Raw genomic sequence first — 16,406 nt, forward strand, 5'->3', positions numbered from 1 at the left:
TCTTGGCCCGGGTAAGGCGCAGGACAATTAACCGTTTCTGACTTCTGCAATCACTGGAACTGAGCAATGGAACTGGCCCAACTGAAAATGGTGCGAGCCGTGGCGCAAACCGGCAGCGTGGCCCAGGCCGCGGCGCAATTGCACTGCGTACCGTCCAACATCACCACGCGCATCAAGCAGCTGGAGGGAGAACTGGGCACACCGCTATTCATCCGCGCCGGGCGTGGGCTGGCCATCAGTGCTGCCGGTGAAATTTTCCTGGATTACTGCGAACGCATTCTCGCGCTGGTGGATGAGTCCAAACGCGCCGTGGACGCCAACGCCATTCCCCGTGGCACCTTGCGTATCGGCGCGGTGGAGTCCAGCGCCAGCGGACGCTTGCCGCCACTGCTGGCGGAGTATCACCGGCGCTACCCCGATGTCAGCCTGGAACTGGTGACCGGCGCCTGGGGCCAACTGCTCGACGACCTGCAACACCATCGCCTGGACGTGGCGCTGGTGGCCGCCGGCAACAAGCGCACCAGGCTCGAACACAGCGTGGTCTACAGCGAGCGCCTGGTGCTGATCGCCAGCGCGTCCAGTGACCCCATCAGTGGCGCCGAGGACCTCGCCGGGCGCACCTTGCTGGTCTGGCCACCCGGCTGCCCATATCGCGCGGCACTGGAAAACTGGGTCAAGCCCCATGACTTCAAACCAACCATCGCCAGCTATGCCAGTTGGGGCACGATCATCGGCTGCGTCAGCGCTGGGATTGGCGTGGCGCTGGCGCCGGAAGGCATCCTCGCCCGCTATGAGCAGGCCAACCAACTGGCGTCTTATCGATTTGAAGAACTGGCGGCCGTGGATAACCTGCTGTTCTGGCACAAGGACACCCAGCGACATCTGGCCAGGGATGCATTTGCGGAGCTGTTGCGGGAGACTTTTAGCTGACACAAATCAAAAAGGTGGAACGGGCTTGTCCCCTCCCACCTTTCGTTTTCAAGCAACTGCGCAATCAGCCTTCCGGAGCAGCCAACCTTGCGTACTGATCCTGACTGATCCAGCCGCTGAACGAGCGGTCGTCGGCATTGATGAACTCGACCTGGGCCCAACCGTCCTTGAAGGCCAGCACACCGACCACATCGCGCTTGACGATATACGGACGCTTGGCGGGCTTGGCGCCTGGGGTCTTCAGCAGGTAAGCCTTGTCGGCGGATACCGTCACCAGGCCGATCCATTTTTTGCTGGCGGTCTGGGTCAGGTCCAGGCCGGTGGCAATCTCCGGCATCAGCACGTTCATGCACCCAGGGTGCTGGCGGCCCTCTTCCACCGTCAGGGTCACGCCATCGGACGAAGGCGCCAGGCTGCCGGGATGAGCCTCATCGAGCCAGGTGGTGAGCGCCTCAGGTTTGCCTTGAAGGTAAAACGCGCAACGGCGGGTGACGCCCTCGCCCATGGCTTCAGAATAGAACCCTTCAACCTGATGTTCGGGCGTCACTGCCAGCATCAGCCCTTCGTACTTGCCCGAATGCAACGCAACCGAACCGGCCAAGGCAGGGCCCACGGCGCACAACGACAACACACCTATCGCTAGAAAACGGATCATCCTATTTTTTCCCTTCAAGTTTTTCGTAGGCTTTTTGCATCAGGACGTCGTAGTTGCCGTAGTCCTCGCCGTTATAGTTACGCGCCATGCCGGTAAAATCCTTGGCTTTCATGGCTTTCATCAAGGCCGGGCTCTTGCTGCAAAAACCGAGAAACGCTTTTAGTTGGTTGCCGGCATTCACTTTTAATCCTGCCGAAAACTCAAACACCGTCTTGTAGCCGCACGATGCAAAGTTGAAGCCCATGATCTGGAACATACCCCACGACGCCGACATGAGTGCCGCTTCCTGGTCCAGGGCAAATGCGGTGGCCATGGTTTCCCAAGCCTTGGCCTGGTCCTTGTTATTGGCCTGCCACTGCGGCCCGGCTTTTTTCTTGTAGGGGTAGGACAGCAGCGGGTGCGCCTGGTCGTAGATGTGCTTGGTGTACTTGCGAAACAAGTGTCCTTCAAACGCGATCACCGGCAACTTGGCCGGGCCGAACCCCGAACGCCCACCTGATTCCACAGTGGCGAAGGCCTTGATGATATTCACCGAAATACCGCTGCCCAACTGCGTGGCGGCGTTCTGAAAGTCCGTTTCGCTGAGGGTCATGCCCCCGTCGCACGTGGCCTGGAGCATCAATTGCCGGTTACGCCGCTCGGCCTCGATCATCGCGCGCATGCGGTCCAGGTACACATTGACCGTGGCCTGCACCGCATCGCCCTGGTTGTTGCCAAATGCATTGAGAAAACTCGGTATGCGCATCGTCGGGAAGGCCTTCACCGGCACCTTCACCGCCTCCTCGATCAGGCTGTTGAACGTGCGACCGGTGGGGTCGACCACGCCATCGGGATGGGCATACTTGAGGTGGCGAAATTGGTATTGGCTGATGCACTGCACCAACTGGCCATCGCACTTGCCGTTTTCGGCCAACGGGAAACCCATCTTGGGAATGATCAAATTGAATAAATACTGGATGCACTGCACATCGGCGGGCAAGTTGCGGGCTTTACCCGGCGCACCTACCGAAGCACTGATAAGACGAGGTAACCCTTGCAGGCTTTTCATTACAGACATCCTTGTTAGTTAAAGAAGTGATAGCACTTCAATATCAAATCGGCACACTGTCATATTCTGAAACAAGTGGCCGGCGGAAACTAACAAGGCGGTTTGGGGTTGTCCAGAGGGGTGTTGGAAAGTTGTGAAACAGCCGTCATCGACCGCGCAATAAAACATCGGCAGTTGACTGAAAATAAGTAATTTGGATTTGAATCGAAGGGGGACTGCTGGGAGAGCGTTATGGAGGCAACCCCACCAGCCACACCCCGGCACACAATGTTCCCGCTGTGGCTGCTGCCTTCCGGCTCTGACCAGGTTCACGGGTAATCGTTGCGGGGGGACCGATGGGGTCACCTACCTGGGGCTTCCAAGCATACTCTGTACGATCTTTCACCATCACGCGGATGAGAATTTGACGTCATTGTACGGCGTGTGAAGGGATGACGCGCAAGCCATTTGTATCACCCATTTGCCTCCCTTTTGTACCACCTGAAGGCGCCTACCAGGCCCCACTAAACGGCGTGCAGCCCGTTTCGACCAATGAGGAACAAGCTATGAATACCCCAATGCTTGAGGAGCGTGACCTAGAAGCAGAGCAGCGGGAGAACAAGGAGGCGCGTGCAAGAGCCGAGCATTTCGCGGAGTTGCTGGCGCCCTACCTTGCCGCCCAGTTCGGTTATAAGCGCAACTATGTGACGCTGGGTCTGGGGACTACGGTAAACGCAAGGACGCTCAAATATGACCTCTACCTTCGAGTTACCCCGCAGAGGGGGCAATGGACAGGACACAACTGCTTAGTCATAGCCCGGATAGGCTTCACACCTTCTCGTAAAGGCCACGGGCGGCGATTCATGGCGTTCCTGGTGGAGTGCGCGGACAGTGTTGGGTACAGCAATATAGGGATCGAATCGACCAACGAAGAATCAGAAGCGTTTGGGGCAAAGTTTGGTTTGAAACGGCATGGCGACGGGAACAACCTGCTGGGGACTGTGGAGGACGTTAAGAGGCGGCTATCCGAACAAAACGCCTGACCGGAACCGACCGCCAACACGCCAGTTCATACCGGAGCCCTTGATTCGAAGGGCTGTAGTGCGCGTTAGTGGCGGCGTTGTACGGTCTTCTACGAATCACTAGGCGGCGCGTTACTTAGGAGAGACCGACCTACAGTGACTTTCATTACTGTCGATGGATGCCCTTGATGCTGCACTCAGGGATGAAAGGGACGCACCCACTTACGTTATAGACATGGCTTTCAAGCCTCGGCTTCGGATCGCCTTTGACCTTCGCCTTGTCGACGGTGAAGACCACGCTGTACTTACGGGATTGGGGAAATTGGGTGCCCGTACCGTTGTAAGTCAGGATGTCTCTCACACCGAGGAGCGTTACTTCGGTTCCTACTGACTTCGATTCTATGAACCGCTGAAGGTTGTCTTTGATGTCGCAATAGTCACTGCCGATGTGACCGTTGCAATTGTGTGTGCCAACAGTAATTTTCGAGTCGTACAGAGTCGTCAAGAAGTACTTCCCTAGGGTGTCCTGTATTTCCTCAAGGACGGACTCAGGAACACGCCAGGTATATGTAATTCGGATGTCGACCGTTTTGCTGCTGCTGGATACGACTTCAAGTTCAGGCGTGTCTATCTGGAGGTTATCTCGGTACTTGATGAACACGTTATCAGTAATGTCCTTGGTAGCTTCCTGGTACTTGTGTTCGACGGTTTTTGTCGCTTTGACTTTGTCTTCGAGACTGGCTGCGCCCACGGTAGCCGAGGCGACAATAAGAACGGCAGCGATGAAGGTTTTCATAGGTTTCCGGGCATGATGAAGGCACTTTTTCCACCATGTTGCTAGGACTAAGTTTGTCGTTTTTGACCGGTGGGCTACTGGAAGCTTGCACTGCCCCGATTGGCTTCTCAAGCCCGGAATATTTTGAGGTAAAAATCCGAGGGCCTTGTAAGTAATAAGCCTTGACCCCCTTCCCCCCGTACCCAACCCTCGACTTCTGCGCCTGTCCCAGTCGCCGCTCTTACACGCAATGACACCCACTATACCGGTTGAAGTACGACCAGTCGGCCTTAGAGGTTCGTGGTTGCACACTCATTTATGGATCAACATCCCAAAGGTCCGGGCTGTTTCTAGGGGAAAAATCCGAAGACACTTCATTGTAAGTGCTCTACGTTTTATTCCCCCCTGGCCCCCTCAGGCGTTTCTGAGTCCAAGACCGCTTTGAAGAAATCAGTCACGTTGGCCAGGTCGGGGATCTCCTCACAGTGACGCCCCCAGTAGTCACCCAGGTCGCGGTAGAGCAGGTACAAGTACGGATGGTTGGCTTGGTAGAAAGCCGTCAGGTCAATTTCTTCGAGGCGTTCGTATGTGACATGGCCACCTACTTTGTTTCTCATCCTACGAAAGGTCTTGGCGAAGTCGGTTGGGAGGGGGAGAAGCCGGTAGTAGTAGTCGATGGCGTTCTCGTGACTGGGGGCAGAACCACGGTTTATCCGGTCTATACGGTTCTGGACGACTCTCTCGGCGTCCTCATTGACCAGTGCATCCAGAATATCCGCCCGTTCATAACCGCTTGCCCGCGCCGCTTTGTAGCTGACAACTTCGGTGTCCCCGTAGTCTCTGGCGTGTAGTGCGATGAGGAACTCGTAAAGGTGCAGGATGAAGCCGGAGTAAGCGTTGTAGGCACGGTAAGCCGCCTCACGGCTATGCCCAGACAGAACGATACCCGTTGCCGTATCTCGAAACACCTCGAACATGTCCCGGCAGCGGAGGTACTCATGCTTAATCGCAAGGCAGTGCATTGCGTCGATGGAGCCACTTGGTTCGAACTTCATCGCCGTCCTTAACCTGATGGTATTTGCCTCGGTAGTATGGACCAAGAGGGAAGCTACCGGGCCATGCCTTAGTTTTGACTCCACCTCTTTTTAGGCCATCCCCCAGCGAGAAACCGCACGCCCCTCTATTTGGGGTTGTTTTCGGTAATAGAATCGCATATTCTCAAAACATCTTAGATCCCATATAGAATATCAAGCCATGACTACTTACCTCTACGCCCGCGTCTCGACCAACGAACAAGACACTGATGCCCAGGCCGAATTCCTGAAGGGGCTGTACCCTCACGGCGTAGTTGTAGAAGAACGATTCACTGGCACGACCACCGACCGTCCCAAGTTCCAGCAACTGCTGGCTAACCTCCAGACGGGCGATGAACTGGTTGTCCGGGAGGTGTCGCGCTTGGGACGTAACAGCGCTGAAGTGCTGGCTCTGGCTGAGGGATTGAAGAAGCGTAACGTCAAGCTGAAAATCGACAACTTGGGCATCGACATCACAACTCCAGCTGGGGAGATGGTCTTCACCATAATGGCAGGCATGGCGAAGATGGAACGGGAGTTGATGCTGGAGAGGCAGCGCATTGGAATAGAGAAAGCCAAGGTCGACGGAAAATACACAGGGCGCAAGGCACTGGATCCAGCCGTTATAGAAACAGCCCGCGACCTGCTCAAGAAGGGGATGTCGAAAGCGGCTGTAGCGGCCCGCCTCAATATAGGTCAGTCGACGCTCTACAAATACCTTGCAGAACAAGCATGAAGGCGACGTAGGCAACTACCGCCAGTCACAGTCTTATCCAATCACCGACACAGCTAGGTAGCAATCGCCCTACTGGAAACAACGGGGATCCGTGTTTGCAACCTACGGACATTGTAACGCCGCCGGCCATGTTGCGCCCCAATCCACGCGGCCAAGTTGCAGCGCAACCCCCTCCGAAACACGCTAGTGTCCAAGGAGGAATTCCCGGCCTTATTCAACACCCTCCTGTCCTCCTGAAACCCTTGCTCCTGCTGGGCTTCAGCCACAAAGACGGTAATTAGTGCCAGTCATTGAGAAAGGCACCCGTCATCCCCCTCAGACAGCACCAGGGGAATTACTGCCAGTCTTCGTATAACCAGACCGGCATCCCGTCCGGCGGCATTTCAAACCTACCTCCTGCGAACCATCAACCCTGCCTGGAAAACCACGGCGGGGCTTTGGCGTTTTCTATCACTGGACTTCAATCCCATGAAACAACCCATGCGCCTTGTGCGCCTCAATCTACACCTACGTGCGGACCACGTTGCCCGCCTTACCTACCTTGCCAACGCCATCAGTCGGCGCAAAGGACGCAACACACGGCTTGCAGAAGCCCTGGAGCTGGCCCTGGTCAGCGGCCTTACGTGGACCGACACCGACATGCTCGACCTTCTCCAGCCAGACTGGGAGGCTCCTTACTGGAAGGCCCTCGACCCCATTGTGCGGAGTCGCTGAATGGACGCAAATAACATGAATGTTGAAGCTGCCCTGCAAAGTGACGACCAACACTATGCGTCGCAATTCAAACCAACGGCAGGCAGACCGACCATCGCGGTGACGGACGGTAAGCACACATACTTTGCCGACCCGAATACAGGTCAAATCATCCACGCCACCCGCAAGCTTCCCAGGTACAGAGTTGTACGCCGGATTGATGTTTACGTGGGCCTAGACACCAAGTTCCCAACCCAAGCGAGGGATAATGAGGAACTGAGTGAAGCATTGGCAACGTTCGACACCTGGCTAGACAACAAATACTTCAGTGCTACAAAAGCCATTGAGCTGCTTGCTTCCGGTGCTTCGGGAACCGCCGTTTGCACGCTAAGCCACCTTGCTCAGAACTTGTCTGGGAGAAACTACTGGTTCGGTCGCATTGAAGATTTGGCCCAGGCCTTGGACACACCACAGAGGTCGGTTGAACGCGCGCTCAAAGACTTGGAAAACATGAACGTAGTGAAGCGCAAGACCCAAGGGCGCCAATGGCCAACACGTATCACGGTTCATCCCTGGTACGCCTGGAGAGGCGACCTCCAAGGCCGTGATGCTGCGTACTCGGATTGGCTTGGCATTAGTCCCGCCGAATTTGGCGGTCGAACTGGCCTGTAGCCCGCGTATTACGGGACCTCAATTTCCTGCCAGATATTATATAAGCAGACAACTGAGGGCAGGCGTGAACCGGGCAGTAGCGCAGCTGCTGTTTGGGTCCATCGAGCCTGACCAACAATCCTGACCAGCTAAGGGGACAAGGTGGTTAGTTTCCAACCAAAGTAAAAACTCAGTCTTTCTTTCTATGGGATTGACTACGAACACCACCCTCAAAGCCTTGCTTACTTGTTGGTCGTCCTCGTTGGGCAGCCGACAGCAGCTTCGCTACTGCCGTCTACCACGGCCGCCCTTGCGTAGAAGCCTCCATCGGGGTTTAGCCGCACTGAGCACACTTCCCCAATAAACACCACGCCAGCACCTCTCTGGTGGTCGGCACCCTAAACCCAGCAGCTCGCTAACGCCCCACGGACGCAATGTCTGGGCGTTGCATCCGCGTGCACGCTGGATTCACCCAAAGGCCATTCGGCCATCAAATCACCCAAACCAATGACCTCTATCGCAACCCGTTTCAAAACAATAACCGACACCACCATCAGCTACTCACTCGTCCTCGACGGAACTGAAGCCTCCATCGAATTCATCTATCAGGGCGTACTTGCACGCACCTTGCCTGACTTCCCGGGCTACGCCATCACAAATGACGGCAGAGTCATTAGCTTCAAGGGCAAGAAGCCCAAGGAACTGAAGCACGGGTCTTCCGCCAGCGGCTGCTACTGCTACGTCAATATTGGTAGAGCACCGCTAAAGAAGTCACAGCTACTACATATTCTGGTGGCTCGCGCCTTCTCTCCCAACCAAGAAGGAAAGCCCCAGGTAAACCACAAGGACGGCAACCCAAGTAACAACGCGGCCAGCAACTTAGAGTGGGTCACCCGCTCAGAGAACGTCAGGCACGCCCACGAACTACGTAAAGAGCAGGGGCGCAGCATCTTCAAGGCCACACCGGAGCAACGAACACAGGTAGTTGAACTGTGCAACCTAGGCATGTCGATTGCCAAAGCCGCCAGGCAACTGGCCCTACCGTATGAGGTAGCACGCAGCGCAGTCAAATCAGCCAAGCGGCTTTCCGTCACAGCCCAAGCACGACAGTCCCAAGCATCAGACGGCTGCCCCACACCTTAGTCCGCTGCCATCCCCTCCGCTTAAAACCCCCACTACTAACAAAAGACCTCCCCCCGGTCATCCCCAACTTCATTTTAAAAGGACATCAATCCATGACCACGTACATTGCCTACGTCGACGGCGCCTGCCCGAACAACGGTAAACCCAATGCCAAAGCTGGCTGGGGCGCTTACATCAGCAGTCCCGAAGGCAAGACACTGAAGCTTGCCGCTCCGGTCCCCCGTGACCAGCCCCAGACCAACAACAGGGCCGAACTGCTGGCTGCCCTGGAGGCGCTGAAGCGGTGCAACAAGCCAATGCCTATCACGCTCTACAGCGACTCCCAGCTAGTGGTCAAAGGGGCAAACGAATGGCTGCCGAACTGGAAGGCCAAGGGCTGGAAGAACAGCAAGAAGAAGCCTGTTGAGCACCGTGACCTCTGGGAGCAGATCGACCAGCTCATAGAGCACCGGGAGGTGACTTTCGTTTGGGTCGAGGGGCACACCGGTAACCTGGGCAACGAGGAAGCCGACACTCTGGCCTGCCGTGGAGCCAACGGCGAGTACCTTTATGAGCTGACCATGGTGAGCGAGGCAATGTAATCATCGACGGGGGAATGGGGCGTGTGCCCAGCCCCCTGTCTTTTTAGCTTGCGCGTCAGTGCATGGCGGCCTCAGTGCCCTTCTGGTTGCGCTCCATGTAGGCCTGCATGACGCTGGACTTTTCAGCCACGACCAGCTCCAGCTTGGAGGCTACGTCCGGGTCTCCGGCTTCCTTGGCTCTGTCATACGCTCTCAAGGCTTCGCCGTATTCACGACACAGACGTTCCATCACTTCAAGGTAGGCGTTGGCGTTTTCCTCATCGTAGATTGCGTCCATGGTGGCCTCCATTGAGCTTGGATATTTCAGTGTAGCTATGGATTCACGCCGCAGAGCAACAACGGCCAGGCATCCGCAAGGACGGCGTCTTTGACATGGGCGGAGCAGCGATAGCGACCGGCGAGGTGCCCAAAGACGAGCTAGCTGGTAACGCGGGCTCTGACGGTTATGTACAGGAAGCTAGACCGACGGGCTCAGGAGCGTGACCAGGACCAGGTCGTCGGAACAAGAGAACGGGGCAGTTTCCCGCCCCGCCGCTGTTTAGAAATCGAACATCAACTGCGTCCAAGGTGGACTGCGGAAATGCTCACACACGCTCTCCCTCTGCCCGTAACGAGTACGGCTGTAAGAGCTAACGTGGACGGTCCGGAGGTACTGCGGTGTGCGACGTCGAATACGTCGGCGTTTCATATCTTTCATACTTCTCTCCATGGTGAAACGCCATGGCAAGAGAGCAGGAAATGTGCGCCAGCTATCCGCTAGAAATTATACGGTATTGTATTAGCATACCGTATAGCCCACACTTCCCCCACAGCCCTTGCCTATGGCACTGGTTGAGTCGCTGAAGGGCTAATTCTGCCAAGTCCTACCCCTTCAGCAACGCTGATACCCTGTCCCCTCAAGGGACGGGGTTTTTTGTGCCTGGCAATAAGCCAAACAGCAAAATCCTTCTGTTTTTAGATCGTAACTTGTCACTCTAGTGTTGGAGACCGGCGCCGCGAATACGGCTGTCAGTGCATGTTGCGCATGGTAACAGCAAAGGTCAGCCAAAGTGCAGCCAGCCGGGCGCATCTTGAAAACACAACCGACAAACCGCCATGAAACAACACCCGAGTGACCTGCTTCGACGGCGCCGTAATGAATTCGCGTCTGTTATAGCGAGTCCACGCCGGGAATAAACGCTCGTCCCCCTTTGCTTTTACCTTGGTCACATCATCTTCTGGTCCCGTTTCAGCTCAAACAGAGGTGCAAGGTAATACCGAAGTGTAAGGACATAGTGCGTTGGACCTGACGCCTGTGTAGAGCTTCGGGATGGGAATCCCAAGGTGTCGTTCTCTAAGCCGGCCGACACCTTCCCTGCTACCATCGAACAACATGCACTGACCGGGGGGACGTATGCACTACATCGACTACGCGGAGCTGGAGGCCAATTTCGAGCAGTACATCGAGCGCGCATACAGCGGGGAGGAAGTCGTCATCACTCGTGACGGAAAGCCGCTGGTGAAACTTGTCGCGCTCCAACCGGTGTTGCAACGCATTGGAGCCTTGAAAGGTCAATACACATTCGACGCCAGTGCATCCAACGCGATGGATAAAGAAATCGAAGACCTTTTTTATGCTGGCAATCCACTCACTGAAGGTAGCACCGCCGCAGGACTTACACCGACGAAGTCAGGCGATGGCGAAAAGGGTTCCTGACAGCACACTGGAACACCTGGACAGTATTCATCCAAACCCCCTAGAAAGACTCAAGGGTCACCAGCTCCATTACGGGTGCCAGTACATCCGGCCTGAAGTCCTTGCCATAACGCCCAAACGTGATGCCCCCCGTCTGATGCCCCAGTAGCCCACCGACAAGTGACTCAGCGACCCCCTTTTGTTTTAGGTGGTCAGCCAAAGTGTGGCGGAAGCTGTGAAAGTCCTTCTTGGCAGCGTCGTCGCGGAAGCCCAACTGTTCACGCACCCGAGTAAACCACTTCGACGGCGCGGCACTGTAACCGTGCTTCTTGTGGCAAGTCAGCTCCGGGAACACACGCTCGTTGCCCACCTCTTTCACCTTCGTCACGTACTCTAGGAAGCCCAATGCCAAAAGCTTGGAATGGATCGGCACAAGTCGTTCGGATGACGCCGTTTTTAGCTTCTGGTCCGGCCTCGTAGCCCGTATGTGGATGCAGGCAATACCGTCGATGGTCACCACGTCGTCAGTGTAAAGCTGACACAGTTCGTTAAGCCTGGCCCCAGTGTAGAGCCCCAGGAGGGGAAGCCAGTATTGATTTGGCTTACCACCAAGCCCCGGCGCATACGTGGCTGTGTGAAACAGCGCCTTCAGGTCCTCAGCACTGAATGCACTTCGCTCCTCGCTGACCTTGCGCCGAACACGCACACGCAGACCATCGAACGGATTGCGACTGCAATATCCCTCTCTGACCGCATACGAAAAGAAGGTCGTAAGGTTCTTCACGTAGTTGTTGAACGTCGTAACGCTGATGGTCGTGGTCGCCTCCGCAATTGATTGCTCAAGGGGCTGGTCGGGCAACTGATGAAGTCGCGGCGGAAGCTTCAAAGCAGTCTCCCGGAACAGGTGTGCATCCTTCCGGGTTATCTGGTCGATGGGCATGTCGCCAATGATTCGGGTCAGCAGCACGGCGACCGCACGCTTGTCGTCCAGCGACTTCACCGCAACTCCCTCCCGGCGTTGCTGGACCAGTTGTTCATCCACCACAGCAAGGAAGCCAGGTGATTGCTGCACAGGCCCCTTTGCTATCACGGAAGGCGCGGCTGTGGGTGCATGTACGGCGACTGAGGGCGTTTCCCGTAAGACCTCAGGCGAAGGCATGGCGACGCCAAGCAACTGCTGCTGACGCAGCCACGACGCCCAACAAGCAAGGCGCTTCCCCCCAGCCTCCCAGGCACCGCGCAGAAGCTCAACACAGGGTCTATTCCCCTGGAACGCTTGCGTGAACAGACCTTGGACCTGGGCCAGAATGTCACGCCCACGAATCAGCGCCTCCCGCTTGCAACGAGTTTGCAGGGAGCGACGAATTTCTCTTTGGGGGAACAACGGGCGAATGACATCCGGCACCACGATTCGGAAGTAGTAGACCGAGTGGCGGGACAGCAAAAGGTAGGACGGGATGGTCGACACGGATGTATCACTCCTTGTACCACCGCGTGGCAAAGGGTGAAAAACCGTTAAGAATCAATCACTTGGATGATTGGAGGCAACCCCACCAGCCACACCCCGGCACACAATGTTCCCGCTGTGGCTGCTGCCTTCCGGCTCTGACCAGGTTCACGGGTAATCGTTGCGGGGGGACCGATGGGGTCACCATAATGACGCTGGCCTCTCGGCAAGCGGGGCCATTGTACCGATCTCATCGGAAGTTACAACCGTTGGTGACGGATTAAAAATATGAAGGGGTTCAAGCACTTGCCATGGCCATCGGCTTCCCCTTCCACAATGGCTGATCATTGTGCCTGCAACACCTCATCCGCCCGACCGCCCTCTTCCTGGATCACCAGGTGAATGAAGTGCAGCTTGGCGATCACCGCCGGTGGCAGTACAAACGGGTAGAAATCCGGCTGGCCCATGGCGCGGGAGAGTTCATTGAGCATGCCGGCCAGTTCGATCCAGGCGTTGACGAAGGACAGGAATGCAACGCCGCCGGGATGTTCGGGGTCGTAGAGCGTGGTGAGGGGGAATGGCTGGTAATCCAGGTCCATCTCACGGGCGCTCATGCCAAAGCCCAGGGCGGTGTCGACGGCGTCCATCATGTGCAGGTAGTGGGCCCAGGTCTCCGCCCAGTCTTCCCAGGGGTGCATGGTGGCGTAGGCACTGACGCTGGTTTGCTGCCAGTCGGGGCGCGGGCCGTTCTGGTAGTGCTGGTCGAGGGCGTCGGCGTAACTGGCGCGCTCGTCGCCGAACAACTGGCGAAAAGGCTCCAGCCAGTGGCTGTTGGCGATCAGGCGGTCCCAGTAATAGTGGCCGACCTCATGGCGGAAATGGCCCAGCAAGGTGCGGTAGGGTTCGCGCATCTGCACCCGGATTTTTTCGCGGTGGGCGTCGTCGGCCTCCTTGATGTCAAGGGTGACCAGGCCGTTGGCATGCCCGGTCATGGGCGCGTTGCCTTCCAGGTCGATGCCGACGAAGTCGAACGCCAGGCCGCTATCCTCGTCGACGCTCTTGGGCACTACTTGCAGGCCCAGGCTGATCAACTGCGCCACCAGCCGGCGCTTGGCGGTCTCCACCTTGCTCCAGCGCTCGGGGTTCTCCGGGATCGACAGGTCGGGGATGGTGCGGTTGAGGCTGCACGCCACACACAGCGGCGCAGTGCTGTGGGCGGGAATCAGCCAGTTGCAGGCCGCCGCGGTGTCGAGGTTGGCACAACGGCGAAAAGCGCCGGCGTCGAGGTTGTCGTCTTGCAGCCAGGTGCCTTCCACGGGCCCGGGCTGCAGGGAGGACAAGCGGCTTTGCTGCGGCTGATAGCCCAGCAGCGCCTGGCAGGCCAGGCATTGGCTGTTGCGAAAGAACAGCGCTTGCCCGCACCGACACTGCCACACCTTGCTGTTGCGCGAGGTTTCGGCCATGAACGGTGCAGCGATGCGCGAACTGAGTTGCTCGAAGTAGCGGAACATGGCGATCTCTCCCTGGGTGACTGAGACTAGATCATTTAGGACTCAGGATCGTTCCACTTTCTTCAGGGGCTGCTTCGCAGCCCGGCGCGGGGCAAGCCCGCTCACCACAGGCGCCGCGTCAGACCGAAATGTTGTGTTTGGCAAGGAACGCGACAAAGGCCTCTTCGTCCAGCACCTTCAAGCCCAGCTCGCTGGCCTTGGCCAATTTGGAGCCGGCACCCGGCCCGGCCACCACGCAATGGGTCTTCGCCGACACGGAACCGGCCACCTTGGCGCCAAGGCTTTCAAGCTTGTCCTTGGCCACGTCGCGACTCATCAGCTCCAGGGAGCCGGTGAGCACCCAGGTATGCCCCGCTTCGGGCAGGCCTTCGACCACCTTCTTCTCGCTCTGCCAGTGCATGCCGAAGTCCTTGAGCTGTTGCTCGATGGCCAGGGCGTGGCGAGCGTTGTCCGGGTTATCGAAAAACTCCCGCACGGCCTTGGCCTGCTTCTCCGGCAGCGCCTGGCGCATGTCGAGCCAGTCCGCCTTGATCACGCCTTCCAGGCTGCCGAACTTATCCGCAAGTTTCTGCGCAGCGCCGGGGCCCACCGAGGGTACATGCAGCTTGTCCAGGAAGCCGCCCAAAGTGGTACTGGCGGCGAACTCGGCGCTCAGTTCCCCCTGATCCTGCAATTGCAGGCCGCATTCATCAGGCGACAACAGCGCGCCGATCACGTCCTGGTTGTGGCTGTCTTCGAAGAAGCTGTGGATCTCATGGGCCACTTCCAGGCCCACATCCGGCAGGTACGTCAGCACTTCCGGCAAGGCCTTCTGCACACGCTCAAGGGAAGCCAGGGAGCGCGCCAGCACCTTGGCCGTCTCTTCGCCCACGTCGGGAATGCCCAGGGCGTAGATAAACCGCGCCAGGGTCGGGGTCTTGCTGTTTTCGATGGCGGTGATCAGCTTCTTGCTGGAGATATCGGCAAAGCCTTCCAGGTCGATGATCTGCTCGTACTTGAGTTTGTAGAGGTCGGCAGGCGAACCGATGAGTTTTTCATCCACCAGTTGCTCGATGGTTTTGTCACCGAGCCCGTCGATGTCCATGGCCCGGCGCGAGACGAAATGGATAATTGCCTGCTTGAGCTGCGCACCACAGGCCAGGCGCCCGACGCAGCGGTACACCGCACCTTCACTGACGGTTTCCTTGCCCTTGCTGCGCTTGACCAGCTGGGTGCGCTCCACATGGGAGCCGCACACGGGGCAGCGCTCAGGGATCGGCACCGCACGGGCGTTTTCCGGGCGGCGTTCGAGGACCACCGATACCACCTGCGGGATTACATCACCAGCACGGCGGATGATCACGGTATCGCCGATTTTCACGCCCAGACGCGCGACTTCATCCATGTTGTGCAGGGTGGCGTTGGACACGGTGACACCCGCGACCTTGACCGGTTTCAAGCGCGCCACTGGCGTCACGGCACCCGTGCGGCCGACCTGGAATTCCACGTCGAGCAGCTCGGTGAGTTCTTCCATGGCCGGGAATTTGTGCGCGATGGCCCAGCGTGGCTCGCGGGCGCGAAAGCCCAGCTCACGCTGCGAGGCAATGCTGTTGACCTTGAACACCACGCCGTCGATTTCATAGGGGAGGCTGTTACGCCGCTCGCCGATATCGCGATAGTAATCGAGGCACTCCTGGATACCCTTGGCCAACTTCAGCTCATGGCTGATGGGCATGCCCCACCGCTGCAACTGCTTCAGGTTGCCGATATGGGTGTCGCTGATATCCGCGGTCACCTGGCCGAGGCCATAGCAGCAGAATTCCAGCGGACGACTGGCGGTGATCTTCGAATCCAACTGGCGCAGGCTGCCCGCTGCAGCGTTGCGCGGGTTAGCGAAGGTCTTGCCGCCGACTTCCATCTGCGAAGCGTTGAGCCGCTCGAAACCGGCCTTGGACATGAACACTTCGCCGCGCACTTCCAGGGTCGCCGGCCAGCCGCTGCCATGCAGTTTCAACGGGATATTGCGCACGGTGCGCACGTTGACGCTGATGTCTTCGCCGGTGGTGCCGTCGCCTCGGGTGGCGCCGCGTACCAATTCGCCATCCTGGTAAAGCAGGCTGACCGCGAGGCCATCGAGCTTCGGCTCACAGCTGTATTCCACCGCCGCGCCACCGCCGAACAGATCGCCCACGGGCAGGTCGAGACCCTCGGTGACCCGGCGATCGAACTCAAGCATGGTGGTTTCATCAAACGCGTTGCCCAGGCTGAGCATCGGGATCTCATGGCGTACCTGAGTAAAGGCGGACAACGCCGCACTGCCGACCCGCTGCGTCGGTGAATCACGCGTCACCAGGTCCGGATGCTCGGCCTCCAGGGCCTTGAGCTCGTGAAACAACCGGTCGTACTCGGCATCCGGAATGCTCGGCTCGTCGAGGACGTGGTAACGGTAGTTGTGCTGATCCAGTTCAGCGCGCAGTTCGAGGATGCGGGTGTGGGCGGCGGTCATGG

Annotated in this window: 16 protein-coding genes, 2 other RNA genes and 1 pseudogene; 8 read left to right on the forward strand and 11 right to left on the reverse strand. The window is 57.8% G+C overall.

The window, feature by feature from the left end; translation table 11 throughout:
- Nucleotides 1–66 precede the first annotated feature (66 nt).
- Nucleotides 67–930, forward strand: coding sequence for a LysR family transcriptional regulator (locus tag ACHPFG_RS23655; RefSeq protein WP_431700572.1), 864 nt, complete (start codon nucleotides 67–69; stop codon nucleotides 928–930).
- Between the two features lie 64 nt (nucleotides 931–994).
- On the opposite strand, the gene ACHPFG_RS23660 is transcribed toward ACHPFG_RS23655, so the two are convergent.
- The 3 genes from ACHPFG_RS23660 to ffs (ACHPFG_RS23670) all read right to left on the reverse strand — a co-directional run bounded on the left by ACHPFG_RS23660 (nucleotide 995) and on the right by ffs (ACHPFG_RS23670) (nucleotide 2,971).
- The gene (locus ACHPFG_RS23660) at nucleotides 995–1,585 is read right to left on the reverse strand and encodes a hypothetical protein (protein ID WP_431700573.1); all 591 of its coding nucleotides are present in this window, start codon (nucleotides 1,583–1,585) and stop codon (nucleotides 995–997) included.
- A 1-nt stretch (nucleotide 1,586) separates the two neighbouring features.
- Entirely contained in the window at nucleotides 1,587–2,633 is a 1,047-nt protein-coding gene (locus tag ACHPFG_RS23665) for an N-acetylmuramidase family protein (RefSeq protein WP_431700574.1), read from the reverse strand.
- 241 nt (nucleotides 2,634–2,874) lie between these two features.
- Nucleotides 2,875–2,971, reverse strand: an RNA gene (gene ffs, locus ACHPFG_RS23670) — signal recognition particle sRNA small type.
- A gap of 207 nt (nucleotides 2,972–3,178) precedes the next feature.
- On the opposite strand from ffs (ACHPFG_RS23670), the gene ACHPFG_RS23675 reads away from it, so the two are divergent.
- Nucleotides 3,179–3,655 carry a hypothetical protein gene (locus ACHPFG_RS23675; protein WP_431700575.1) on the forward strand — a complete coding sequence of 159 codons (477 nt, stop codon included), beginning with the start codon at nucleotides 3,179–3,181 and terminating at the stop codon, nucleotides 3,653–3,655.
- A 145-nt stretch (nucleotides 3,656–3,800) separates the two neighbouring features.
- Here ACHPFG_RS23675 and ACHPFG_RS23680 read toward each other — a convergent pair whose 3' ends face one another.
- Both ACHPFG_RS23680 and ACHPFG_RS23685 read right to left on the reverse strand, forming a co-directional pair.
- The gene (locus tag ACHPFG_RS23680; protein ID WP_431700576.1) at nucleotides 3,801–4,430 is read right to left on the reverse strand and encodes a hypothetical protein; all 630 of its coding nucleotides are present in this window, start codon (nucleotides 4,428–4,430) and stop codon (nucleotides 3,801–3,803) included.
- A 374-nt stretch (nucleotides 4,431–4,804) separates the two neighbouring features.
- Nucleotides 4,805–5,464: a hypothetical protein gene (locus ACHPFG_RS23685; RefSeq protein WP_431700577.1), complete on the reverse strand. Its 660-nt coding sequence runs from the start codon at nucleotides 5,462–5,464 to the stop codon at nucleotides 4,805–4,807.
- A gap of 199 nt (nucleotides 5,465–5,663) precedes the next feature.
- On the opposite strand from ACHPFG_RS23685, the gene ACHPFG_RS23690 reads away from it, so the two are divergent.
- The 5 genes from ACHPFG_RS23690 (at nucleotide 5,664) to ACHPFG_RS23710 (ending at nucleotide 9,286) form a co-directional block, all read left to right on the forward strand.
- Complete coding sequence (locus ACHPFG_RS23690; protein WP_431700578.1) at nucleotides 5,664–6,218, forward strand: recombinase family protein; 555 nt, start codon at nucleotides 5,664–5,666, stop codon at nucleotides 6,216–6,218.
- Nucleotides 6,219–6,686: 468 nt separating this feature from the next.
- Nucleotides 6,687–6,932: a hypothetical protein gene (locus ACHPFG_RS23695; RefSeq protein WP_431700579.1), complete on the forward strand. Its 246-nt coding sequence runs from the start codon at nucleotides 6,687–6,689 to the stop codon at nucleotides 6,930–6,932.
- The gene (locus ACHPFG_RS23700; protein WP_431700580.1) at nucleotides 6,933–7,583 is read left to right on the forward strand and encodes a hypothetical protein; all 651 of its coding nucleotides are present in this window, start codon (nucleotides 6,933–6,935) and stop codon (nucleotides 7,581–7,583) included.
- 486 nt (nucleotides 7,584–8,069) lie between these two features.
- A complete protein-coding gene (locus ACHPFG_RS23705; protein ID WP_431700581.1) occupies nucleotides 8,070–8,705 on the forward strand; it encodes an HNH endonuclease signature motif containing protein in 636 nt (211 codons plus the stop codon).
- Between the two features lie 92 nt (nucleotides 8,706–8,797).
- A complete protein-coding gene (locus ACHPFG_RS23710; protein ID WP_431700582.1) occupies nucleotides 8,798–9,286 on the forward strand; it encodes a ribonuclease H family protein in 489 nt (162 codons plus the stop codon).
- Between the two features lie 55 nt (nucleotides 9,287–9,341).
- Here the strand turns inward: ACHPFG_RS23710 and ACHPFG_RS23715 are convergent, their stop codons facing one another.
- Nucleotides 9,342–9,563, reverse strand: a complete 222-nt coding sequence (locus ACHPFG_RS23715) for a hypothetical protein (RefSeq protein WP_431700583.1) — start codon at nucleotides 9,561–9,563, stop codon at nucleotides 9,342–9,344.
- 743 nt (nucleotides 9,564–10,306) lie between these two features.
- A pseudogene (locus ACHPFG_RS23720) lies at nucleotides 10,307–10,384 on the reverse strand (hypothetical protein); the annotation flags it as partial.
- Nucleotides 10,385–10,679: 295 nt separating this feature from the next.
- Here ACHPFG_RS23720 and ACHPFG_RS23725 point away from each other — a divergent pair.
- A complete protein-coding gene (locus tag ACHPFG_RS23725) occupies nucleotides 10,680–10,982 on the forward strand; it encodes a type II toxin-antitoxin system Phd/YefM family antitoxin (RefSeq protein ID WP_431700584.1) in 303 nt (100 codons plus the stop codon).
- 40 nt (nucleotides 10,983–11,022) lie between these two features.
- Here ACHPFG_RS23725 and ACHPFG_RS23730 read toward each other — a convergent pair whose 3' ends face one another.
- The 4 genes from ACHPFG_RS23730 to ligA form a co-directional block, all read right to left on the reverse strand.
- Nucleotides 11,023–12,429, reverse strand: coding sequence for a tyrosine-type recombinase/integrase (locus ACHPFG_RS23730; protein ID WP_431700585.1), 1,407 nt, complete (start codon nucleotides 12,427–12,429; stop codon nucleotides 11,023–11,025).
- A gap of 80 nt (nucleotides 12,430–12,509) precedes the next feature.
- An RNA gene (gene ffs, locus ACHPFG_RS23735) (signal recognition particle sRNA small type) lies at nucleotides 12,510–12,606 on the reverse strand.
- 146 nt (nucleotides 12,607–12,752) lie between these two features.
- Nucleotides 12,753–13,919 (reverse strand): zinc-binding metallopeptidase family protein, encoded by a 1,167-nt coding sequence (locus ACHPFG_RS23740; RefSeq protein ID WP_131699668.1) that lies wholly within the window; start codon nucleotides 13,917–13,919, stop codon nucleotides 12,753–12,755.
- 118 nt (nucleotides 13,920–14,037) lie between these two features.
- Nucleotides 14,038–16,404: an NAD-dependent DNA ligase LigA gene (gene ligA, locus ACHPFG_RS23745; protein WP_431700586.1), complete on the reverse strand. Its 2,367-nt coding sequence runs from the start codon at nucleotides 16,402–16,404 to the stop codon at nucleotides 14,038–14,040.
- Nucleotides 16,405–16,406: the final 2 nt, after the last annotated feature.

This window comes from Pseudomonas sp. BR20 (assembly GCF_050780135.1).
In the GTDB taxonomy this organism is placed as follows: domain Bacteria; phylum Pseudomonadota; class Gammaproteobacteria; order Pseudomonadales; family Pseudomonadaceae; genus Aquipseudomonas.